Origin of the sequence: Pseudoxanthomonas sp. JBR18, from assembly GCF_028198165.1 — a bacterium.
In the GTDB taxonomy this organism is placed as follows: domain Bacteria; phylum Pseudomonadota; class Gammaproteobacteria; order Xanthomonadales; family Xanthomonadaceae; genus Pseudoxanthomonas_A.
The window spans coordinates 2,628,145-2,648,495 of record NZ_CP116339.1; the positions used below are offsets into that span (position 1 = coordinate 2,628,145).

At 68.4% G+C, this 20,351-nt stretch carries 21 protein-coding genes; 9 read left to right on the plus strand and 12 right to left on the minus strand.

What is annotated here, in order from left to right:
• Positions 1–17: 17 nt before the first annotated feature.
• The 3 genes from ahpF to PJ250_RS11790 form a co-directional block, all read right to left on the minus strand.
• Positions 18–1,607: an alkyl hydroperoxide reductase subunit F gene (gene ahpF / locus PJ250_RS11780; protein ID WP_271644746.1), complete on the minus strand. Its 1,590-nt coding sequence runs from the start codon at positions 1,605–1,607 to the stop codon at positions 18–20.
• Positions 1,608–1,785: 178 nt separating this feature from the next.
• Positions 1,786–2,346 carry an alkyl hydroperoxide reductase subunit C gene (ahpC, locus tag PJ250_RS11785; protein WP_271644747.1) on the minus strand — a complete coding sequence of 187 codons (561 nt, stop codon included), beginning with the start codon at positions 2,344–2,346 and terminating at the stop codon, positions 1,786–1,788.
• Between the two features lie 153 nt (positions 2,347–2,499).
• Positions 2,500–3,327, minus strand: coding sequence for an alpha/beta hydrolase (locus tag PJ250_RS11790; protein ID WP_271644748.1), 828 nt, complete (start codon positions 3,325–3,327; stop codon positions 2,500–2,502).
• A 79-nt stretch (positions 3,328–3,406) separates the two neighbouring features.
• Between PJ250_RS11790 and prmC the strand changes: the two genes are divergently transcribed.
• The 3 genes from prmC (at position 3,407) to pip (ending at position 5,786) form a co-directional block, all read left to right on the plus strand.
• A complete protein-coding gene (prmC, locus tag PJ250_RS11795; RefSeq protein ID WP_271644749.1) occupies positions 3,407–4,267 on the plus strand; it encodes a peptide chain release factor N(5)-glutamine methyltransferase in 861 nt (286 codons plus the stop codon).
• Positions 4,268–4,354: 87 nt separating this feature from the next.
• A complete protein-coding gene (locus PJ250_RS11800) occupies positions 4,355–4,759 on the plus strand; it encodes a hypothetical protein (RefSeq protein ID WP_271644750.1) in 405 nt (134 codons plus the stop codon).
• An 85-nt stretch (positions 4,760–4,844) separates the two neighbouring features.
• Positions 4,845–5,786 carry a prolyl aminopeptidase gene (gene pip, locus PJ250_RS11805; protein WP_271644751.1) on the plus strand — a complete coding sequence of 314 codons (942 nt, stop codon included), beginning with the start codon at positions 4,845–4,847 and terminating at the stop codon, positions 5,784–5,786.
• A 201-nt stretch (positions 5,787–5,987) separates the two neighbouring features.
• On the opposite strand, the gene PJ250_RS11810 is transcribed toward pip, so the two are convergent.
• The 5 genes from PJ250_RS11810 to PJ250_RS11830 are packed head-to-tail and all read right to left on the minus strand — an operon-like array spanning position 5,988 to position 9,778.
• Positions 5,988–6,854 (minus strand): transglutaminase-like domain-containing protein, encoded by an 867-nt coding sequence (locus PJ250_RS11810; RefSeq protein WP_271644752.1) that lies wholly within the window; start codon positions 6,852–6,854, stop codon positions 5,988–5,990.
• Positions 6,855–6,903: 49 nt separating this feature from the next.
• The gene (locus PJ250_RS11815; protein WP_271644753.1) at positions 6,904–7,677 is read right to left on the minus strand and encodes an N-formylglutamate amidohydrolase; all 774 of its coding nucleotides are present in this window, start codon (positions 7,675–7,677) and stop codon (positions 6,904–6,906) included.
• Positions 7,670–8,221 carry an NUDIX hydrolase gene (locus PJ250_RS11820; protein WP_271644754.1) on the minus strand — a complete coding sequence of 184 codons (552 nt, stop codon included), beginning with the start codon at positions 8,219–8,221 and terminating at the stop codon, positions 7,670–7,672. The genes PJ250_RS11815 and PJ250_RS11820 overlap by 8 nt, the downstream gene beginning before the upstream one ends.
• On the minus strand, positions 8,221–9,195 hold the full coding sequence (locus PJ250_RS11825; protein ID WP_271648611.1) for a 5'-3' exonuclease: 975 nt from the start codon (positions 9,193–9,195) through the stop codon (positions 8,221–8,223). Before PJ250_RS11825 ends, PJ250_RS11820 begins: the two co-directional genes overlap by 1 nt.
• A 1-nt stretch (position 9,196) precedes the next feature.
• Entirely contained in the window at positions 9,197–9,778 is a 582-nt protein-coding gene (locus PJ250_RS11830) for a nitroreductase family protein (RefSeq protein WP_271644756.1), read from the minus strand.
• A gap of 133 nt (positions 9,779–9,911) precedes the next feature.
• Between PJ250_RS11830 and PJ250_RS11835 the strand changes: the two genes are divergently transcribed.
• The 3 genes from PJ250_RS11835 to PJ250_RS11845 all read left to right on the plus strand — a co-directional run bounded on the left by PJ250_RS11835 (position 9,912) and on the right by PJ250_RS11845 (position 15,844).
• On the plus strand, positions 9,912–12,137 hold the full coding sequence (locus PJ250_RS11835) for a DUF1631 family protein (RefSeq protein WP_271644757.1): 2,226 nt from the start codon (positions 9,912–9,914) through the stop codon (positions 12,135–12,137).
• Positions 12,138–12,285: 148 nt separating this feature from the next.
• On the plus strand, positions 12,286–14,667 hold the full coding sequence (locus tag PJ250_RS11840; protein ID WP_271644758.1) for a PacR family protein: 2,382 nt from the start codon (positions 12,286–12,288) through the stop codon (positions 14,665–14,667).
• Positions 14,668–14,752: 85 nt separating this feature from the next.
• Positions 14,753–15,844: an NAD(P) transhydrogenase subunit alpha gene (locus tag PJ250_RS11845; protein ID WP_271644759.1), complete on the plus strand. Its 1,092-nt coding sequence runs from the start codon at positions 14,753–14,755 to the stop codon at positions 15,842–15,844.
• Between the two features lie 23 nt (positions 15,845–15,867).
• Here the strand turns inward: PJ250_RS11845 and PJ250_RS11850 are convergent, their stop codons facing one another.
• From PJ250_RS11850 to PJ250_RS11860, 3 genes are read right to left on the minus strand one after another with little or no spacing between them, the layout of a single operon-like run.
• Entirely contained in the window at positions 15,868–16,350 is a 483-nt protein-coding gene (locus PJ250_RS11850) for a DUF3106 domain-containing protein (protein ID WP_271644760.1), read from the minus strand.
• Positions 16,347–16,685: a hypothetical protein gene (locus tag PJ250_RS11855; RefSeq protein WP_271644761.1), complete on the minus strand. Its 339-nt coding sequence runs from the start codon at positions 16,683–16,685 to the stop codon at positions 16,347–16,349. Before PJ250_RS11855 ends, PJ250_RS11850 begins: the two co-directional genes overlap by 4 nt.
• 5 nt (positions 16,686–16,690) lie before the next feature.
• The gene (locus PJ250_RS11860; protein WP_271648613.1) at positions 16,691–17,203 is read right to left on the minus strand and encodes an RNA polymerase sigma factor; all 513 of its coding nucleotides are present in this window, start codon (positions 17,201–17,203) and stop codon (positions 16,691–16,693) included.
• A gap of 195 nt (positions 17,204–17,398) precedes the next feature.
• Between PJ250_RS11860 and PJ250_RS11865 the strand changes: the two genes are divergently transcribed.
• Both PJ250_RS11865 and PJ250_RS11870 read left to right on the plus strand, forming a co-directional pair.
• Positions 17,399–17,701, plus strand: a complete 303-nt coding sequence (locus tag PJ250_RS11865) for an NAD(P) transhydrogenase subunit alpha part 2 (protein ID WP_271644762.1) — start codon at positions 17,399–17,401, stop codon at positions 17,699–17,701.
• Positions 17,698–19,152, plus strand: a complete 1,455-nt coding sequence (locus tag PJ250_RS11870; RefSeq protein WP_271644763.1) for an NAD(P)(+) transhydrogenase (Re/Si-specific) subunit beta — start codon at positions 17,698–17,700, stop codon at positions 19,150–19,152. Before PJ250_RS11865 ends, PJ250_RS11870 begins: the two co-directional genes overlap by 4 nt.
• Before the next feature lie 26 nt (positions 19,153–19,178).
• Here the strand turns inward: PJ250_RS11870 and PJ250_RS11875 are convergent, their stop codons facing one another.
• On the minus strand, positions 19,179–19,595 hold the full coding sequence (locus PJ250_RS11875) for a hypothetical protein (RefSeq protein ID WP_271644764.1): 417 nt from the start codon (positions 19,593–19,595) through the stop codon (positions 19,179–19,181).
• A gap of 169 nt (positions 19,596–19,764) precedes the next feature.
• Here PJ250_RS11875 and sufT point away from each other — a divergent pair, with 169 nt between their 5' ends.
• Positions 19,765–20,316, plus strand: a complete 552-nt coding sequence (sufT, locus tag PJ250_RS11880; protein ID WP_271644766.1) for a putative Fe-S cluster assembly protein SufT — start codon at positions 19,765–19,767, stop codon at positions 20,314–20,316.
• Positions 20,317–20,351: the final 35 nt, after the last annotated feature.

The window sequence follows — 20,351 nt, forward strand, 5'->3', positions numbered from 1 at the left end:
CGCTGCGAGCCCGATGCTCAGGCCGCCTCGGCGGTGCGGACCTCGGCTGGCGCGCTGTGGCGGATCAGGTGGTCGAAGGCGCTCAACGCGGCCTTGGAGCCTTCGCCCATGGCGATCACGATCTGCTTGTACGGCACCGTGGTGGCGTCACCGGCAGCGAACACGCCCGGCACGTTGGTCGCGCCGCGCTCGTCGACGATGATCTCCCCGCGCGGGGACAGGGCCACCGTGCCCTTCAGCCACTCGGTGTTGGGCAGCAGGCCGATCTGCACGAAGATGCCTTCCAGTTCCAGCCTGTGACCCTCGTCATTGGTGCGGTCGGTGTAGGACAGGCCGGTGACCTTGCTGCCGTCGCCATGCACCTCGGTGGAGAGCGCCGAGACGATGATGTCCACGTTGGGCAGGCTGCGCAGCTTGCGCTGCAGGACTTCGTCGGCACGCAGCTTGTGGTCGAACTCGATCAGCGTGACGTGCTTGACGATGCCGGCCAGGTCGATGGCCGCCTCCACGCCGGAGTTACCGCCGCCGATTACCGCCACGCGCTTGCCCTTGAACAGCGGGCCATCGCAGTGCGGGCAGTAGGCCACGCCCTTGTTCTTGTACTCGTTTTCGCCGGGTACGTTCATCTGCCTCCAGCGCGCGCCGGTGGACAGGATCACGGTCTTGCCCTTGAGCGCAGCGCCATTGGCCAGCTCGATGCTGATCAGGCCATCGTCACCGGCCGGCACCAGCTTCTCGGCGCGCTGCAGGTTCATGATGTCCACCTCGTACTGGCGTACGTGCGCCTCCAGTGCGGCGGCCATCTTCGGACCTTCGGTCTCCTGTACGGAGATGAAGTTCTCGATCGCCATGGTGTCCAGCACCTGGCCACCGAAGCGCTCGGCGGCTACACCCGTGCGGATCCCCTTGCGCGCGGCGTAGACCGCCGCGGCCGAGCCCGCCGGACCACCGCCGACGATAAGGACCTCGAACGGCGCCTTGGCCGAGATCTTCTTGGCGTCGCGCTTGGCCGCACCAGCGTCCAGACGTCCAACGATCTCTTCCACGTTCATGCGGCCCTGACCAAAGGTCTCGCCGTTGAGGTAAACGGTTGGCACCGACATCACCTGGCGCGCCTCGACCTCGGTCGGGAACACCGCGCCGTCGATGGCCACGTGCTGGATTTTGGGATTGAGCACCGCCATCAGGTTCAATGCCTGGACCACGTCCGGGCAGTTCTGGCAGCTCTGCGAGAAATAGGTCTCGAACTTGTACTCGCCCTCCAGTGCCTGGATCTGCTCAATGGTGTCCTGTGCGGTCTTGGACGGATGACCGCCCACTTGCAGTAGGGCCAGCACCAGCGAGGTGAACTCGTGGCCCATCGGCAGGCCGGCAAAGCGCAGGTGGATGTCGTGGCCCGGCGAGTTGATCGCGAACGAGGGCGTGTGCACGTCGGCATCGCGATGCTCGACTAGCGAAACCTTGTCCGACAGCAGCACGATGTCGCTCAGCAGCGCGAGCATTTCCTTGGAGGTCGCCGAATCGTCGACCGAGGCGACCAGTTCCACCGGGCGCGTCAGGCGCTCCAGGTAGGCCTTGAGCTGGCTCTTGAGGGTGTCGTCCAACATGGGGGGCATCTCCAGATGACAGGAACGGGCGGCCGGCCCGGGATCAGGCAGGCGCATGGAAAAACAGAGCAAAACGCAAACCGCGCGAAAGAAACAGGGCGCCGCGTGGGTTCCGGTTTGCCGCCGTGCGCCTCCCTCCCTCCCGCAAGAGGGAGAGAGGCGCGAGTCGAGCCGGCGTTTAGATCTTGCCGACCAGGTCCAGCGACGGGGCCAGGGTCTTGGCGCCTTCCTTCCACTTGGCCGGGCACACTTCACCCGGGTGGTCGGCGACGTAGATCGCGGCCTTGACCTTGCGCAGCAGCTCGGTCGCGTCGCGGCCGATGCCTTCGGCGGTGATCTCGATGCCCTGGATCACGCCCTGCGGGTCGATGATGAAGGTGCCGCGGTCGGCCAGGCCCATCGGACGCAGGATGTCGAAGTTCTTCGAGATCTGGTGGGTCGGATCGCCGATCATGGCGTACTTGATCTTGCCGATGGCATCGGAGGTGTCGTGCCAGGCCTTGTGCGAGAAGTGGGTGTCGGTGGACACCGAATAAATCTCCACGCCGAACTTCTGGAACTCGGCATAGTTCTCGGCCAGGTCTTCCAGTTCGGTCGGGCACACGAAGGTGAAGTCGGCCGGGTAGAAGACCACGACAGACCACTTGCCCTTCAGGTCGGCGTCGGACACTTCGATGAATTCGCCATTCTTGTAGGCGGTCGCCTTGAACGGCAGGATTTCGGTGTTGATGATGGACATCAGTCTTCCTTTTGTTGAGGGAGGGTTGAAAGCGATGGGTGCATCGTACGCACCGCGCTTCTATTTCTCAAATCGATTGCCAGGATTGAATCGATAGTTTTTATCAATCAATCTGGTTGCCTTCATCGTAGGCTCGCGGATGTTTCAGCCTGGTCACGGCGCCCGCAGAAACGCGGCGATGCGCTGCAGCAGGGCCGGGTCGCGTTCGGGCTTGTAGAGATCGATCAGCGGGGTGAAGTGGCTGCCGCCGGGAAGATGCAGCACCTGCACCGCGTCGCCCTGGGCGCGCAGGCGTGCGGCCAGGGCGTCGGTCTGGCGCGGCGCGACGATCTTGTCGTCGGTGCCCGCCACCAGCAGGAACGGGGGTTCGTCACCATCGACGAACCCGATGGCCTGAGCTTGCGGCCATTGCGCCGGCGGACCGAACACATCGACCAACTTGCCGCTGATGCTGAAGTCATACGGTCCAGACAAGCCGATGACGCCGGCGATGGCCGACAGCGGTACGCCCTCGGCCTCCAGGTAACGCGCATCGGTGCCCAGCAGCGCGGCAATCTGCGCGCCAGCCGAATGCCCGGCGATGAACAGGCGCGCCGGATCGCCGCCATAGTCCCGCGCATGGCGTCGGGCCCAGGCCACGGCGCGGGCGCCGTCGTGCATGAAGCCAGGGAACGGGGTCTGCGGACCCTTGCGGTAGTCGGCCACCATCACCACCGCGCCGGTCGAGGCCAGCCGCCGTCCAATGAAACGGTATTGGTCCCGCGCGCCGTGCTGCCAGCTGCCGCCGTAGAAGAACACCAGCACCGGCGCATCCGGAAGCGGGGTGGCGGGGCGATAGATGTCCAGCGAGAGCCCATGCTGAGCGTCGTAGACCACGCTGGTATCGGGCGCGGCGACGCCACGGTTGGCGATGGCGAAAACCACGCTCTGGCAGCCGCCGAGGATCAGGGCGGCCGATGCAGCCAGGACGAGACGGAACAACGAGGCACAAGCGTTCAATGCAGGCTCCAGAAGTGGGCGGGGAAGCGGGCGCCGCCATCCAACGGCTACCATTGATTGGATGAATACGCAGTCACCCCTGCGCCTGGATGCACTGGCGCGCCGCGGCGCCGCGCAACTGGCCGGTGTCGATGCCCGTTACGAGGCCGAGTTGCTGCTGCTGCACGCGCTGCAGCGCGACCGCGCGTGGCTGTTCGCGCATGGCGCCGATGCGGCCGATGAGGTGCTGCAGGCCGCCTACGCCGCGCTGGTGGCACGGCGGGCAGCGGGCGAACCGATCGCCTACATCACCGGGTCGCGCGGGTTCTGGACGCTGGACCTGCAGGTCACGCCGGCCACGCTGATTCCCCGGCCCGAGACCGAGCGGCTGGTCGAACTGGCGCTGGAGCGGCTGCCAGCCGACATGCCGCTCCAGGTGGCGGACCTGGGGACCGGCAGCGGCGCGATCGCGCTGGCCATTGCCAGCGAGCGTCCGCAGGCGCGCGTGGTGGCCACCGACGCCAGTGAGGCCGCCCTGACGGTTGCCCAGGGCAATGCGCGTGCGCATGCATTGGACAACGTCGCATTCGTGCAGGGCGACTGGTTTGCGCCGCTGGCCGGTCAGCGCTTCGACCTGATCGCCAGCAATCCGCCCTACATCGAGGCCGGCGACGCGCATCTGTCCCAGGGGGATCTGCGCTTCGAGCCGGCCAGCGCGCTGGCCTCTGGCGCAGATGGGCTGGATGACATCCGCCGCATCGTCGGGCAGGCGCCGGCCCATCTGATCGCAGGCGGATGGCTGCTGCTGGAGCATGGTTTGGATCAGGGCGTCGGGGTACGGGCGCTGCTTGAAGAAGTCGGCTTTGTCGAAGTGCAAACCGCACAGGACCTGGAGGCGCGGGACCGGGTGACGCTGGGGCAATGGAACGGGCAGGCAGGCTGAGGCGCCGGGTGCAGGAACGCCTGAAGATGAGCGAGGTCGGGTGGAAGGTCCCGATGTGGCGGCGGCTCCTGCTGTTCGTCAGGGCAGGTGCTGAGCTGGCTGTGCTTCCTGGTGCTCTGTCTGCTGTGCGTGCAGGGCTTGTCTCTGGCCTTCGCACGCCACGCGATGCCGGTCCATGTGTTCGTCGCCGCTTGTCTTGGGACCCTGCCTTCGCTGTATGCCGCACCGCCATGCGTGTTCCTCATGGACGCTGGCCACTGGGCGCGGGTCGCGCCTGGCTTTCCTGAGGCGGTGCGGGTTTACGGCTACGTGCCCGCATCGGGGGACCCAGACAATGCACCGCTGGTCTACCGGCACCGTCTGCCGCGCTGGGCCCGCTGGGAGGAAAACGCGATCTTGATTGTGCCTAGCCATGGCGGCAGGGTGACCGTGCAGGCGCCCAAGGCCGTGGCTGGGAAGCTGCGCGCCCGGCTGTTGCGCATGCTGGCGTGAACGCGGTCGCGCGCGGCGGGTGAGCCGCGTGCAGCCAAGCCTGGAGATGGGCCGATACAATGGCGTTTTTCCGCAGGAACACCGCATGCGCACGCTCTACCCCGCCATCGAGCCCTACAACACCGGCACGCTGCAGGTCGACGATCGCCACGTCCTGTATTTCGAGGAGTGCGGCAATCCGCAGGGCAAGCCGGTGGTCCTGCTGCACGGTGGCCCGGGCGGCGGCTGCAGCCCGAAGATGCGCTGCTTCCACGACCCGGCCAAATACCGCATCGTGCTGTTCGACCAGCGCGGCTCGGGCCGCTCGCGTCCGCATGCGGACCTGGTCGACAACACCACCTGGGATCTGGTGGCCGACATCGAAAAACTGCGTGAGCACCTGGGCATCGAGGCCTGGCAGGTGTTCGGCGGTAGCTGGGGGTCCACCCTGGCCCTGGCCTACGCCGAAACCCACCCGCAGCGCGTGACCGAGCTGGTCCTGCGCGGCATCTTCATGCTGCGCCGCTGGGAGCTGGAATGGTTCTACCAGGAGGGCGCCAGCCGCCTGTTCCCCGATGCATGGGAGCACTACATCAAGGCGATCCCCGAGGTCGAGCGCGCCGACCTGATCTCGGCCTTCCATCGGCGCCTGACCAGCGATGAGCAGGCTACGCGCCTGGCGGCCGCGCGGGCGTGGTCGGTGTGGGAGGGGGCGACCAGCTTCCTGCGCGTGGACGATGATTTCGTCAACGGGCACGAGGATGCGGAATTCGCGCTGGCCTTCGCCCGCATCGAGAACCACTACTTCGTCAACGGGGGCTTCTTCGAGGTCGAGGATCAGCTGCTGCGCGACGCACACCGCATCGCCGACATCCCCGGAGTGATCGTGCACGGCCGCTACGACGTGGTCTGCCCGATTGCCAATGCCTGGGGCCTGCACAAGGCCTGGCCGAAGGCGACGCTGGAGATCAGCCCGACCTCCGGGCACTCCGCATTCGAAGCCGAGAACATCGACGCCCTGGTCCGCGCCACCGACGCCTTCGCCTGATCGCATCGGCGGCCACCCGCGCGGTGGCCGACGGCGGGATCCGTGCGTCGAGCGTCTGGCGGGTGTCGCAGAGGCCGCTGCTCTTCTTGCGGCGCGCGGGTCTCATCGCGCCCCGGGTTTGCAATGCGAGGTGTCCTGCCTGTCCTGCCTGGGTGTCCGCTGTCGCTGCCCGCGACCAAGGCAGGGGAATGGCGACTCGCCTCAGACAGCCTGCAGGGCCGGCACCGCCGAGATGCCCGCCATGCGCGGGGACAGCGAAGGGTCGTCGGTCTGGTCGGTCCAGACGACGAACTTCTCCAGGGTGTTGGCGCCGAAGCTGTTGCTGATGGCCGCGTCGGCCGCGTCGCGGCCGCGGGCGATCAGCACCCGGCCGATGCGGGGGACGTTGTGGCGCGCATCGAAGGTGTACCAGGTGCCGTCCAGATAGGCCTCGAACCAGGCCGAGAAGTCCATCGGTGCGTCGACCGGTGGGATGCCGATGTCGCCCAGGTACCCGGTGCAGTAGCGGGCCGGGATGTTCATGCAGCGGCACAGCGCGATGGCCGAGTGGGCAAAATCCCGGCAGACCCCGCGCCCCTCGCGCAGCGCCTGCGCCGCACCCTTGGTGGCACTGGCGTGGTGGTAGCCGAATTCGATCTGGCCGTGGACGTAGTCGCAGATGGCCTGCACCCGCTGCCAGCCCGGGGGCGTGTGGCCGAACAGGTCCCAGGCCATGCCGACCAGTTGGTCGGTCTCGCAATAGCGGCTGCCCAGCAGAAATAGCAGGGCCTCATCCGGCAGCTCTGGCACGGGGATCTCGCGGGCCAGCGGCATGGTGAGGTCCTGCACGCCGCTGTCCTGGACCACCGCGTCGGCGTGCAGTGTCAGCAGTCCCGCCGGCGCGACCAGGCGCGTGCAGGTGTTGCCAAAGCTGTCGTGGTACTGACGCATCGGCACGCCGGGCAGGGCGCGCAACTCCTGTCCGATGACGATGTCGGTGCGCCGACTGTCATGGATATTGAGCGTCACCAGCATCGGCGTCGGCTGCGGGAAGCGGAAGGCAATCTCGTAACCCAGTCGGATGAGCATGGCGGCGCGGCGTGAGGTCGGGGGAACCTCCGGTATAGCCCTGCGCGGCCTAGGCGGGCGTGAAGTCCGTCGCCAGATCGCTGAACAGGCGCGCCAGACGCGCCGCCCAAGCCGCCTGCCCCTCCTCGTGTGCGATCAGGTCCTGGCGAATCTCCAGTTCCAGGTGCACCAGTCCACGTCGTTCTCCATGCACGGGGATGGCGTAGTCAGTGGCGTCACTGACCGCGTAGGGCTCGTTGTCGCCCACGACCAGTCCCTCGGCTTCCAGCAGTGGCTTGAGCGCCATGGCAAAGCGTGCATCGCGCTGGTACAGCACGCCAGCCTGCCAGGGCCGCACGATTCCCGCATACACCGGGGTGAAGCTGTGCATGGCGATCAGGATGGTCGGCTGGCCGCGTGCGGCGCGCGCATCGAGCTGGGCACCGATGCAGGCGTGGTAGGGCGCGAAGATCTCGGCCACGCGCTGCGCGCGCTGGGCCTCGCTGGCCGCCACGTTGGCGGCGATGTCGGTGCCGTCACTGACCGCGGCGATCGAGCCGGGCGCTCCTGGTGGACGGTTGCAGTCGATGACCAGGCGCGAATAGGTCTGCAGCACCGCCGTGGCATCGAGCAGGGCCGCCAGCTTGCGCGTGGTGCCGGCGACGCCGATGTCCCAGCCGATGTGCCGGTCCAGTTCGGCCTGCGCAAGCCCCAGGCGGTCCAGTGCCGCCGGCACGGCCTGCCCGGCATGGTCGGCGATCAGCAGGAAGGGCGAGGGTGCGCCCTCGCTGATCAGGGCGAACGCAGGGGGATCCTCGGGGCCGAGCAGGCTGGCCTCAGCCACGCGGCGTACCGTCCAGGTGGTGTTCGATCATCCACAGGCCGGCCCAGAGCTTGGCGTCCAGCTGGTAGCCCTCGCCCAGCTTGGACACCAGCCAGGCGGCGGCCTGGGTGCGCGGAATCTCGTGGACGGTGATGTTCTCGTCGCCATCGCCGCCGCCCTCACCGACTTTGGTCAGGCCACTGGCGCGGACGAAGGCGATCTGTTCGCTGGTGCTGCCCGAGGAGACCGGGCCGATCAGCAGCACTTCGGCGTGCTCGGCGGTCCAGCCGGTTTCTTCCTCCAGCTCCCGGATGGCCGAGACCTCGATGGATTCGTCGGCGTGGATGTCGCCCACCAGTCCGGCGGGCATCTCGATGGTGTTGGCCTGCAGCGGCACGCGGAACTGTTCGACGAAGACGATCTTGTCCTGCGGAGTGACGGCGATGATGATCGCGGCCAGGCCGCCGGCGTGGGCGCGTTCGGCGTATTCCCAGGTGCCGCGGCGGATCATGCGCAGGTACTTGCCGTCGTACATGACTTCGGCCGGTTCGGTCTTGGAATTCATCAGGCGGGCTCGTAGGAAGGGAAATGGGGAGCGTCGTCGTCCTGCGGCGGCGCCCAGGGGTGTTCCAGGCCGGCCACGGTGCGCAGCCGGCGGCGCAGGGTCGGGCCGAAGCGCAGCGACTGACAGAGCGCGTCCAGCATGTCGCCATCGGCGTCCAGTCTCGCGAAACCGGGCACTGCGCCGTCCAGCGGCGCATCCAGGGCGATGGTGGTCAACTGCCGCCAGAGCAGCGCGTGCTCACGCTGCTCGCGCAGGCGCATCGCCACCTGGGCCGCGCCGCGCATGCGCAGATAGGCGACCTCGTCGCAGCGTGCTAGCAGCGCATCCAGGCTGCCGAAGTGCGCCAGCAGGATCGCGGCGGTCTTGGCGCCGATGCCGGTCACCCCGGGGATGTTGTCGATGGCATCGCCGCACAGGGCCAGATAGTCGGCGATCTGGTGGGCCTCAACGCCGTGGCGGGCCTTGACCCCGCCCATGCCCCAGCTCACGCGGCGAGCGAAATCCCATTGCTCGTCGTGCGCACCGAGCAGCTGGGAGAGGTCCTTGTCGGCCGAGACGATCACCCCGCGGAATGCCAGCGGGCGGGCCGCATGCAGCGCGCTGCCGATCAGGTCGTCGGCCTCGTAGTGGTGGTGGGCCAGCACCGGCAGGCCCAGCGCGGCGCACAGCGCCTTGCAGTGGGCGAACTGGCGCCGCAGTTCCGGCGGTGCCGGTTCGCGGTTGCCCTTGTAGGCAGGGTAGAGCGCATGGCGGAAGCAACTGTCCAGCGCCTCGTCGAAAGCAATGGCGATATGGCCGGGCCGTTCGCGTTCGAGCAGTTCGGCCAGAAAACGCGCAAAGCCATGCACCGCATTGGTCGGCCAGCCTTCGGTGTCCTGGAACTGGTCGGGCATCGAATGCCAGGCGCGGAACACGTACAGGCTGGCATCGACCAGGTACAGCGGGGTCGGCCGCTGCGCCTGGACGGGGGGCATCTCAGTCACGGCCGGGCCAGTCGGTCAGCAGGTCCGCCGGATCGGGACGCTCGCGCTCGGGGGCTTCCATGGCCGCAGTCCCCAGGTGCATGAAGCCGGCGATCCGCTCGTCCGGGCCAAGGCCCAGAGCCGCGTGCACCTCGGCATCGTATGCCGGCCAGCCGGTCAGCCACTGCGCGCCGAAACCGGCCGCCTGCGCGGCCTGGAGCAGGGCGAAGCACACGCTGCCGGCGGTCAGCCATTGCTCCTCCAGGGGCACTTTGTGACCCGGGCGCAGGCATGCGACGACAGTGACGACCAGCGGCGCATGGGAAAAGCGGTGCCGGTCCTTCTCCACGGCCGAGGCAGGGGCCTGCGGGTCCAGGGCCAGGGTGCGCGCGGCGAGCAGCTCGCCCATCGCCTGACGGGCCTGGCCCTGGATGCGCACGAAGCGGAACGGCACCAGCTTGCCGTGGTCCGGGACGCGCGAGGCACTGCGCAGAATGCGCAGCAGCGTGGCCTGGTCGGGGCCGGGGTCGCGGAGCTGCTTGGACGGGACTGAACGGCGCTGGTCGAGGGCTTGCAGCAGTTCGGGGGTCGGCATAGGCTGGAGTTTAGCTGCTTGGCACGCTTTTTGAGTGATAAGCAGATCGGGTGGGATGTGAACGCTAGTCACACATATCCCTCCGTATCTTCCACTCGATTCAGGCACTCAAGGGGGGGCTTGGTGTCTCGGCATGGCCAGTACATACGCCCAGGACGCAAAAAACGACCGTAACGCCGCGCTGCTCGAGCATGTGCGGCTGTTGGCGATCGTGCCGGCGGGCGAAATCTTCCAGGCCGTCTATGACACCTTGCCCACGGGCCTGGACGAATCTGCCGGCCGCGACGGCGCGGCCTCGATCGATCTGATCGAAGCCAAGCACGAGGTCCGCCGACGCCGCGAGCGCAGCCTGTCCCGGTTCCGGGCGCACTTGGTCAACGCCTGGCAGCTGCTGGAGCTCGGCCGTCCGCTGTCGGTGGAATACAAGCTCGCCGAGATCGACCTGGACGAGGACGGCGCTGCCAAGCTGGGCCTGCTCAGCTACCAGGACATGGAGGTGCGCCTGGCGATCCGGCGCATGGCCGATGCCATCGCCCACCGCTGGCGCCCAGAGCTGATGCGAGTCAACCGCTACGTCGGTCTGCTGGCCGGCGGGCTGAAGCTGGGGGACGACACGCTGCCGTTCGGTCCCCATCACATCGGGGCGGGCCTGTTCGATGCCCTTGAGGAGCTGGTCCTGGCACCGCCGGCGCGCCTGGCGATCATCCGCATCTGCGAAGCCGAACTGCAGGAACGGCTGGGCACGCTCTACGCGGGCCTGGAGCGCCGCCTGGTGCAGGTCGTGCGGGCCTCGGAAGAAGCGCTGCTCAAGCCCCGGACCCTTCGGCGCATCCCCAATGCGCGCTACCTCTCGGGCCAGGACGCCGCCGACCAGGACGAGGCGCCGGACTGGATCGCGCGCTTCTTCGCCCAGTGGCAGCCCCCCGCCGCCTCGCCGGCCGCGGCCGCGGGCGCCGAGCACGCGCGAACGACCAAGGAAATCCTGCCCTCGGAACTGCATGCCCTGCTGCAGCGTTCGCGCGGCGAGTCGCCTGCCGGACGCGCCGACCCGCGTCGTGCCTTGTCCCAGCGCGAACTGCTCTCGGTGCTGTCGCTGATGCAGTCCATGCCCTCGCCGTCCACGGCGCCCTCGACGGCGCGGCTGCCGCAGCAGCTGAAACACGACATCCTGGCGACCGGGGCCAAGCTCGGCATCGATCCTGCGCGCGTGCGGCTGGACCCGGTCGATGAAGACACCCTGGACCTGGTGGCGATGCTGTTCGAGGTCATGCTCGACGAATGCCATCTGCAGGGCGCGCTGCGCGCGTCGATGCTGCGCCTGCTGGTGCCCTACGCCAAGGTCGCCCTGATCGGGCCGGAGCTGTTCCTGCGCGAGAACGATCCACCGCGGCGCCTGCTCAATCTGCTGGCCGATGCGGCCGAATGCCTGGCCGGCGACGAGGCGGCGGAAAAGCAGCTGCGCGCCGAGTTCGATCGCACGCTCGACCGGATCGTCAGCGATTTCGCCGAGCACACCGAGGTGTTCGCCGCGCTGCTGCAGTCCTTCGCCACCGCCTTCGGCAACTATCGTCGTCGGGTGGAGATCGCCGAGCGCCGCGCCACCGAGATGCATCGCGCCCAGGAACGTCGCGACGAGGCGCGTCGGTTCGCCGATGGCGCGGTGAGCGCCCGCACCCAGGGGCGGCATCTGCCGGCCGCCATCGAGGACTTCCTGTCGCGCTACTGGGCGCCGTATGTCGGCATGACGGTCTTGCGCGGGGAGAGTGGCGCGGCGGACCTGTCCGACGCCCTGGCGCTGGCCGACGCGTTGCTGGAGGAACTGGACCTGGCCCGGGTGCATGGCCAGGCCCGCCCATGGCTGGAGCAGTTGCAGCCCTCCTTGTCCAAGCTGCTCGACAACCTGGGACTGAGCGCGGCTGACGCAGCGGCGGCGCGCCAGGCCCTGCGCGACGCGCTGGCCGGCCAGGCGCAGCACGACGAGAGCGTGCTGGCCGAACTGCCACCGCTGCCTCGTCCGTTGCCGACCGCCCAGCCCGAGGCGCCGGTGCCGGTGGCCTGGGAAGAACCGACGCCGCCGACCGAGGTCGACGAGGTGACGGCGGACTATTTCCGGCACATGCCGCTGGGAACGTGGCTGGACTTCGTGTCCCGCGACGGCAGCGTGCGTCCTGGCAAGCTCAGCTGGGTCAGCCCGATCTCGGCGCGGCTGATGTTCGTGGACCGGCGTGGCGGCCGGATGTGCGTGGCATCGGCCGATGAACTGTCGGCCATGGCCCATCTGGACCGGGTGCGCATGCATCGTCACGAGGATGCCTTCTACAGCGCCATGCAGGGCGCGATCGACCAGCTGGAGCACTGAGTCGATGGGGAGAGACCTTTTTGCTTTAAGCTGAAGGTGGATTGCCAATTGCATCACGGTTCAGCGCGATGGCGATTCACTACGATGAAATCGCGGTACAGGGGCCGCATTTCCTCACGCTGCGCTATCGACGGACGCCTTCGCCCGTATGTCCCCATTTGCCGACATCCATCACGGTTCTGGTCGCAATCCGCGCCTGCTCGAACAGGCGCGTGCGCTGGTGCTGCCTGCACTGGTCACCGCGTTCGGCGAATCGCTGGGCTCGTTCGACGATGCCCTGTTCGACCGCGCCGAGCGGGCCGGTCCCGTGCAGATGGCCTACCTGGATGGCATGCGTGAGCTACGCCGCCAGCGTGAGCCTTCGGTCGCGCGCTTTCGTCAGCATCTGGAGAAGGCCTGGCGCTCGCTGGAAGAAGGTAAGCCCCTGTCGGTCGATACGGCCCTGACCGATCCCGGTGCCGGCGGACTGAGCCTGGTGTCGGAAACCGAACTGGAGTCGCGGCTGGCCGCGCGCAATCTCGCCAGCGTCGTCGGCCGCGACTGCAAGCAGGTCCTGGCCCGCCTCGATCGACGCCTGGCGCTCATCGCCGGGGTCACCGACCTGGACGCCGATCACAACCCGATCGGTCCCGAGCATGTGGGCGTGGCCTTGCACGAGGCGTTCTCTGGCTGTGACTTCGCCCTGGAAGTCCGGCTGACGGTGATCAAGCTCGGTGAGCGCGAGCTGGTGCCGCAGCTGGCCCGCGTCTATGAGGCGCTGGACCAGATGTTGCAGCAGGCCGGCGTGATCGCCGAGCTGCCGTCCAATCGGCGGGTGGTCCCGCGGCGGCCGACGCCGCAGCCCGATTCCACCCAGATCCCGGGCCTGGAAACCGTCGAGGCACGGTCCGTGGGGGATACCGAAGCCGCCTTCAATGACGAGGCCGCGATGCCGGCCTGGATGGCGCGTTTTGCAGAGCGCCTGTCGAGCAGTGGCGGCGCCATGCCCGGCATGATGGGTCATGCCGGCGCTGGTGATGCGGACGCAGCCGGCGGGCCGCACGCGCAGGGTGTGCTGCTTGAGGCACTGCATCATTTGCTGCAGGAGTCCCGTAGCCATCGGGGCGCCAGCGGCAGTCGCAGCGCCGCCGGCAACGGGGCCCTGGACGAGGCATTCGATGCGCCGGTCGGCGACGCCCGCTCGCTGTCCAAGCGCGAGATGCTGTCGGTCCTGTCCATGCTGCAGACCACGCCCAGCGCGACCCTGCAGGGCGCGGCGGTGGGCACCAGCAGCGAATCGCTGGCCCAGCGTCTGAAGAGCGAGGTCATCCACAACGCGTCCCAGCTGGGTGTGGAACCCGGTACCACGCGCCTGTCGCAGGCCGACGAGGACGCCATCGATCTGGTCGGCATGCTGTTCGACGTGATGCTCGACGAGCGCGACCTGGAGGTCCATTCGCGCGAGTTGATGGGCAAGCTGGTGGTGCCCTTCGTCAAGGTCGCGTTGCTGGACCGGCGCATGTTCGTGCAGAAGACCCATCCGGCGCGGCGCCTGCTCAACGTGCTGGCCGAGGCCTGCGAGGGCAACACCGGCGAGAGCGCCGCCGAGCGGGTGCTGATGGCCAAGGTCGAGGAGGTCGTCGAGCGGCTGGTGGCCGAGTTCAACGAAAACCTGGCGATCTTCCTGACCCTGGAAGAGGAATTCCGCGACTTCCTGGGCCAGCACAAGCGTCGGATCGAAATCGCCGAGCGCCGCGCCACCGAACTGCAGCGCGGTCAGGAGCGCCTGGAAGCCGCGCGTGCCCGCGCCGCGACGGAGTTGGCCAAGCGCCTGGAAGGGCGGCGTGTGCCGCAGACCATTGAAGACTTCCTGCGCCAGCCGTGGGCCCACCACCTGACCATGGCCCTGCTGCGCGAGGGCGAGGACAGCCAGATGGCCGCCAGTGCACTGGCCCTGGCCGACGGGGTCCTGCAGGAGCTGTCCGAGGCGCAGGCGCAGATCGTCGGCAAACCGTGGTTGCAGGAATGGCGCCATGGGCTGATCAAGGTCTTCAGCAGCGTCGGCATGGGCGGCGAGGCCGCCGGTTCGGCGATCGATGCGCTGCACGACACGCTGCAGGCGGTGTCGGTCTCGCGCCCGGACCTGGAGCGCGCGCTGCCTGACCTGCCGCCCGTGGCCGAGCCGGCCGCGCAGGCCGCCGCGGCGCAATCGCCCAACTTAGAGCTGATTGGCGGCACCGATGCGCTGGATTTCGACAGCGCAGACGCCGAGCATTTCCGTGGCCTGCCGATCGGCACCTGGCTGGATTTCGTGGACAAGGACAACAAGGTCCAGGCCGGCAAGCTGTCCTGGGTCAGCCCGATTTCCTCGCGCCTGTTGTTCGTCAACCGCCGCGGCGTGCGTTTTTGCGTGGCTTCGCCCGAAGAACTGGCGGTCATGGTGCGCCTGGGACGCCTGCGGCGTCATCGCCATGAAGACGCCTTCGACAGCGCCATGCAGGGCGTGATCGATCGCCTGGACGGCGTGAGCCGGGCGCCCGCCGACGCCTGAGGCGGGGTTCCGCTCAACCCAGCAGCGTCTGCCGCCGTTCGCCTTTGCTAGCATCGCCGCTCCTAGAGTGACGGGCGGTGCGGCGATGACGGTCGAAGTACGGGTGGTGCGGGAAACCGTAACGGGCGAGCGCCGCGTGGCAGCCGTGCCGGAGACCGTCAAGAAGCTGGTGGCCGCGGGCGCCGCGGTCCATGTCGAAGCCGGTGCGGGCCTGGCCGCGGGCTTTACCGATCAGGCCTACCTGGACGCCGGCGCGGACATCGTGCCGGCGTCCGCGCCCGTCGCAGGCGTGGTGCTGTGCGTGCAATGCCCGGGCACCGACGTGCTGGCGGGTTACCCGGCCGGCACCGTGCTGGTGGGCACGCTGCAGCCACAGGCCGACGCCGCCCGTACCCAGGCGCTGCAGGCCAGCGGTGCGGTGATCTTCCCGCTGGAGCGCCTGCCGCGCACGACACGCGCGCAGGCCATGGACGTGCTCAGCTCGCAGGCCGGCATGGCCGGCTACAAGGCGGTGTTGATCGCCGCCGAACTGACCCCGCGCTTTTTCCCGATGCTGACCACCGCGGCCGGCACGATCCGCCCGTCCAAGGTGCTGATCGTGGGTGCCGGCGTGGCCGGCCTGCAGGCGGTGGCCACTGCCAAGCGCCTGGGCGCGCAGGTGGAGGGCTTCGACGTGCGTCCGGAAACGCGTGAGCAGATCGAGTCGCTGGGCGGCAAGTTCCTGGACCTGGGCGTGAGCGCGGCGGGCGAGGGCGGTTACGCGCGCCAGCTGACCGACGCCGAGCGCGCCGAGCAGCAGCGGCGCCTGGCCGAACACCTCAAGGGCGTGGACACCATCGTGTGCACCGCCGCCGTGCCGGGCCGCCCGGCGCCGAAGATCATCACTGCCGCGATGGTGGCGGGCATGAAGCCCGGCAGCGTCATCGTCGATCTGGCCGCCGAGACCGGAGGCAACTGCGAGCTGACCGTGCCCGGCCAGACGATCACCTCGGACAACGGGGTGACCGTGGCAGGACCGCTGAATCTGGCGAGCATGGGCGCGGTCCACGCCAGCGAGATGTACGCGCGCAACGTCTACAACTTCGTGTCGCTGTTCCTCAAGGACGGTGCACTGGCCTTCGACTGGGAAGACGAACTGCTGGCCAAGACCCGCTGGCAGGCCGACGCGGCCATCTGATCCTGCCTGCGGCGTCGCCTGGCTCAGTCCGGGTCGTCGTCGCGCTCGGGCGGGTGCGCACGGACCCAGTCGCGCCGCTGTTGCGGCGTCATCTTCTTCCAGTCCTCGCGCAAGGCCTTGCGCTGCTCGGGCGGCAGTCCGCGCATGTGATCGAACAACGCGCGGGCTTCCTCGCGCTGCTGCGGGGTCATCCGCTCGTAGCGCTGCACCCCACGGCGGGCCTTCTCGCGTTGCTCGGGGCCCATGTCGTGCCAGCGCTGGGCGTGGGACATCATCCGGCCACGCCGGCCGGGATCGCTGTCCCAGCGTTCGCGCAGCTGTTCCACCAGGACCTCGCGCTGGGCCTGGGTCAGGTGCTGCCAGTCAGGCCATTCGGTCCGGTCAGCAGGCCCCGGCGGAGGCGGAGGTGGCGGCGGTGGACGGTGGTCCTGCGCACCGGCCAGGCCGGCCGAGGTGGCCAGGGCGAGCAGGAGAACGGAGCGGAGCAGGGCGCGCATGGGGCTCATTCCAGTGCCAGCGAGGCATCCGAGCCCAGCCAGACATACAGGTCGGGATTCTGGTCAAGCACGTCCGTGGTGCTGACGAAGTCTTCGGAGGCCTGCACGGTCGCCACCGCCGGGGTGGTCACGGGCGTGGCCTGTCTCACCGGCATCAGGTGGGTCACGGCGACCACCGCCAGCACGGCGGTGCACGCGCTCGCGCCCAGCCAGGCCGCGGCGCGCGCGCGCCGGGGACGGGCCTGGGCCTGGCGTGCGGCGCGCAGCCGGGCAAGGGTCTGCGGTGGGATGGCCCCGAGCGACGCTGCATGCAGTTGCCGCATGTCCTGGTCGAATTGCTGCATGGACTTCACCGTAGGTCCTCCAGTTGTTTCTGCAAGGCGTCGCGGGCACGCGACAGGTGGGTCTTGACCGAGCCTTCCGAGCACCCCATCACCCGGGCGGTATCGGCGACGTCCAGTTCCTCCAGGACCCGCAGGGTAAAGGCCTCGCGCTGCCGGGCGGGCAGCGTGCGCAGGGCCTGGACCAGGCGGGTGTAGCCCTCGCGCTGCTCGTGCTGGAGGGAGGGCCCCGGCCCCTGGTCGGCCCATTCGGCCAGCGCATCCTCGCTGCGCTCGCTGGAGGGCAGCAGCCAGCGCAGGCGGAAGCTGCCGCGCCGTTGCAGGTCGATGATGCGCCGGCGCAGGATGCTCCAGAACAGCGGCGTCCACTCGGTCGCCGGGCGGTCTGCATAGCCCAGCATCTTCATCATCGCATCCTGCACGGCATCCAATGCGTCCTCGCGACTGCGCAGGCCAGCCTCCGCAAAGCGGTAGGCGCGCGTGGAGATGCCAGCCAGGAAGGCCTCCAGCGACGCGGGCAGACACTCGGCCGCCGGTGCCGTGGAATCGGGGGGATCGGAGAGGAGCGGACTCACCAGCACAGCTTAGCCATGGCAGGGGGAATGCCAGTGCAAACGCGCCAGCACACCTCGGGTTGACGAGGGCCTCAAGCCAGTCAGCCCACGGTTATGATGCCGCCGCGGCCTTCAGTCGGCTATCCAAGGGGAACTCGGTCCATGAGCGACGGTTTCGTAGCGCTGTACATCTTCATGCTGGCGGCCATCGCCGGCCACGTCATCATCTCGCGCGTGCCGGTGATCCTGCACACGCCGCTGATGTCCGGATCCAACTTCATCCACGGCATCGTGCTGATCGGTGCGATGGTGGTGCTGGGCCATGCCGACACCACGCTGGAGAAGGTTCTGGGCTTCCTGGCGGTGCTGCTCGGCGCGGGCAACGCGGCCGGTGGCTACGTGGTGACCGAGCGGATGCTGGACATGTTCAAGTCCAGCAAGAAGAAGCCGGAGGCGCCCAAGTGAACCTCACCACCGTGCAACTGCTGGACTGGGTGGTGAGTGCAAGCTACCTGGTGGCCGCCACCCTGTTCCTGCTGGGCCTGCAGCGCATGGCCTCGCCGATGACCGCGCGCAGCGGCATCCGTTGGGCCGGCACCGGCATGCTGGTGGCGACCGTCGCCACGTTCTTCCTGCCCGAGCTGCACAACATCCCGCTGATCCTGGCGGCGATCGTCATTGGCGTCGGTGCGGCCTGGGTGTCGGCCAAGAAGGTCGCCATCACCGACATGCCGCAGATGGTGGCGCTGTACAACGGCATGGGCGGCGGCTCGGCCGCCGCCATCGGTGCGGTAGAGCTGCTGCGCTACGCCTTCATCCTCAACCGCGATACCAGCAACTGGAGCGAGGCCGCGATCGCCGAACTGGCCGCCCGCGCGCCGGGTACGACGACCTTGGCCCTGGCCGTGATCGGCTCGGCCATCGGCGCGGTGTCGCTGTCCGGCTCGGTGATCGCCTGGGCCAAGCTGGACGGGCGCCTGGACAAGCGCGTGACCTTTCCCGGCCAGCAATTGTTCAACCTGGGCGTGGCGGTGGCGGTGGTCGTGCTGGGCATCTGGGCGGCGGTGTCGCTCAACCCGATCGCGATCGTGGCGTTCTTCATCGTCGCCCTGGCGCTGGGCGTGCTGATGACGCTGCCGATCGGCGGTGCGGACATGCCGGTGGTGATCTCGCTGTACAACGCGTTCACCGGCTTGGCGGTCTCGTTCGAAGGCTACGTGCTGGGCAACGAGGCGCTGATCATCGCCGGCATGATGGTGGGCGCGGCAGGCATTCTGCTCACCCGCCTGATGGCCAAGGCGATGAATCGTCCGGTCACCGGCGTGCTGTTCTCCAATTTCGGCGGTGGTGGTGCGGCGCAGGAGATCACCGGCAGCCAGAAGCCGATCGAGGCCGGCGATGTCGCCGCGATGATGGCCTTCGCCGAGCGCGTGGTGATCGTGCCGGGTTACGGCATGGCCGTGGCCCAGGCCCAGCACAAGATCTGGGAGCTGGCCCAGCGCCTGATCGAGCGCGGGGTGAAGGTGAAGTTCGCCATCCATCCGGTCGCCGGCCGCATGCCCGGCCACATGAACGTGCTGCTGGCCGAGGCCGGCGTGCCCTATGACCTGATCGCCGACATGGACGACATCAACCCCGAATTCGCCAACACCGACGTGTCGCTGGTGATCGGTGCCAACGACGTGGTCAATCCGGTGGCCAAGACCGACCCGGCCAGCCCGATCTATGGCATGCCGATCCTGGACGTGGTGGATTCCAAGAACACCATCGTGATCAAGCGCGGCAAGGGCACTGGCTTTGCCGGGATCGAGAATGCGCTGTTCTATGCCGACAACACGCGCATGCTCTATGGCGATGGCGCGGAGGTGGCCAGCGCGCTGGTGAGCGAACTCAAGGCCCTGGACGGCGGCCACTGAGCCGCTTGCGCGACCAGCGGCCCGTTTCAGCGCGAGGCGATGGCCGCGCCGATCACCCCGGCGGCCAGCAGCAGCCAGTCCAGCGGGCGGTTGGCGAGCTGGATAAGGGTCCAGGCCAAGTGTCCGCCAAGCTTGAGGGCTGATTCATCCGGGCGCACGCCCATCGAGATGGCCATCTGCAGCACCACGATGCCCCAACTGGCCCAGACCGCGCCCAGCGCGGTCAGCGCGGCGGCCCACAGCATGCGCGCGCCGCCGGCGGGCATGCCCCCCAGGCGCAGGGCCAAGGCCGAGGTCAGGCCGAGGACCAGGGCCATCCAACTGCACTGTCCGCCCAGGTAGACCGACAGGCCCATCCAGGTCATGGTCTGGAGCAGCCCCAGCAGCAGGAACAGGAACAGTGCGGTCAGGGGCGGGAAACGCGGGGCGGAGGTCGATGGCATCGGCAGTGGCGCAGGGACAATCGAACAAGGATACCGTCCCGGCCCTTCTCGCCGGCGGCAGGTCGATGGACCACTGCAACGCTGTGGGGTGCCAGCGGCCCGGCGCTGGCACCCCAGCCCGGTAGAATGGGCGCTTGCCTGGCGTCCCCGTCGTCCCCACCTGATCCACATGTACTCAAGCAGCAGCGAACCGGTCCAGTTCGAGCGCGATTGCGCCGCCGTCATGGTGCCCGCGGGCGAGACGGTCACCCTACCGGCCGGCACTTATGGCTATATCACCCAGGCCCTGGGCGGCAGCTACACCGTCTTCGTGGAGGGCAACCTGTTCCGTATCGCCGGCCAGGACGCCGATGCACTGGGCAAGGAGCCGGCTGCGCCGTTGGAACTGGCCGAGGATGCCGGCGACGACCAGGTCGAGCAGTTGGTCTGGTCGCAGCTGCGGACCTGCTTCGACCCGGAGATCCCGTTCAACATCGTCGACCTGGGGCTGATCTACGAGGTGGACTTGGACCACCGCGACGATGGCCAGCGCCAGGTCGCGGTCAAGATGACGTTGACCGCGCCGGGCTGCGGGATGGGCGAGATCCTGGTCGACGACGTGCGCAGCAAGCTGGAGATGATCCCGACCATCGCCGAGGCGGATGTGGAACTGGTGTTCGATCCGCCCTGGAACCAGACGATGATGTCCGAGGCCGCGCGCCTCGAGACCGGCATGATGTGATGCCCCGGAAAGCCCGCCAATCCCGCGGGCTTTTT

Excerpts from the sequence above, each read along its gene's own strand:
- ahpF (WP_271644746.1), bottom strand. The coding sequence starts at position 1,607 with ATGTTGGACGACACCCTCAAGAGCCAGCTCAAGGCCTACCTGGAGCGC.
- ahpC (WP_271644747.1), bottom strand. The coding sequence starts at position 2,346 with ATGTCCATCATCAACACCGAAATCCTGCCGTTCAAGGCGACCGCCTAC.
- prmC (WP_271644749.1), top strand. The coding sequence starts at position 3,407 with ATGAATACGCAGTCACCCCTGCGCCTGGATGCACTGGCGCGCCGCGGC.
- pip (WP_271644751.1), top strand. The coding sequence starts at position 4,845 with ATGCGCACGCTCTACCCCGCCATCGAGCCCTACAACACCGGCACGCTG.
- PJ250_RS11810 (WP_271644752.1), bottom strand. The coding sequence starts at position 6,854 with ATGCTCATCCGACTGGGTTACGAGATTGCCTTCCGCTTCCCGCAGCCG.
- PJ250_RS11820 (WP_271644754.1), bottom strand. The coding sequence starts at position 8,221 with ATGAATTCCAAGACCGAACCGGCCGAAGTCATGTACGACGGCAAGTAC.
- PJ250_RS11825 (WP_271648611.1), bottom strand. The coding sequence starts at position 9,195 with ATGCCCCCCGTCCAGGCGCAGCGGCCGACCCCGCTGTACCTGGTCGAT.
- PJ250_RS11830 (WP_271644756.1), bottom strand. The coding sequence starts at position 9,778 with ATGCCGACCCCCGAACTGCTGCAAGCCCTCGACCAGCGCCGTTCAGTC.
- PJ250_RS11835 (WP_271644757.1), top strand. The coding sequence starts at position 9,912 with ATGGCCAGTACATACGCCCAGGACGCAAAAAACGACCGTAACGCCGCG.
- PJ250_RS11840 (WP_271644758.1), top strand. The coding sequence starts at position 12,286 with ATGTCCCCATTTGCCGACATCCATCACGGTTCTGGTCGCAATCCGCGC.
- PJ250_RS11845 (WP_271644759.1), top strand. The coding sequence starts at position 14,753 with ATGACGGTCGAAGTACGGGTGGTGCGGGAAACCGTAACGGGCGAGCGC.
- PJ250_RS11850 (WP_271644760.1), bottom strand. The coding sequence starts at position 16,350 with ATGAGCCCCATGCGCGCCCTGCTCCGCTCCGTTCTCCTGCTCGCCCTG.
- PJ250_RS11855 (WP_271644761.1), bottom strand. The coding sequence starts at position 16,685 with ATGCAGCAATTCGACCAGGACATGCGGCAACTGCATGCAGCGTCGCTC.
- PJ250_RS11865 (WP_271644762.1), top strand. The coding sequence starts at position 17,399 with ATGAGCGACGGTTTCGTAGCGCTGTACATCTTCATGCTGGCGGCCATC.
- PJ250_RS11875 (WP_271644764.1), bottom strand. The coding sequence starts at position 19,595 with ATGCCATCGACCTCCGCCCCGCGTTTCCCGCCCCTGACCGCACTGTTC.
- sufT (WP_271644766.1), top strand. The coding sequence starts at position 19,765 with ATGTACTCAAGCAGCAGCGAACCGGTCCAGTTCGAGCGCGATTGCGCC.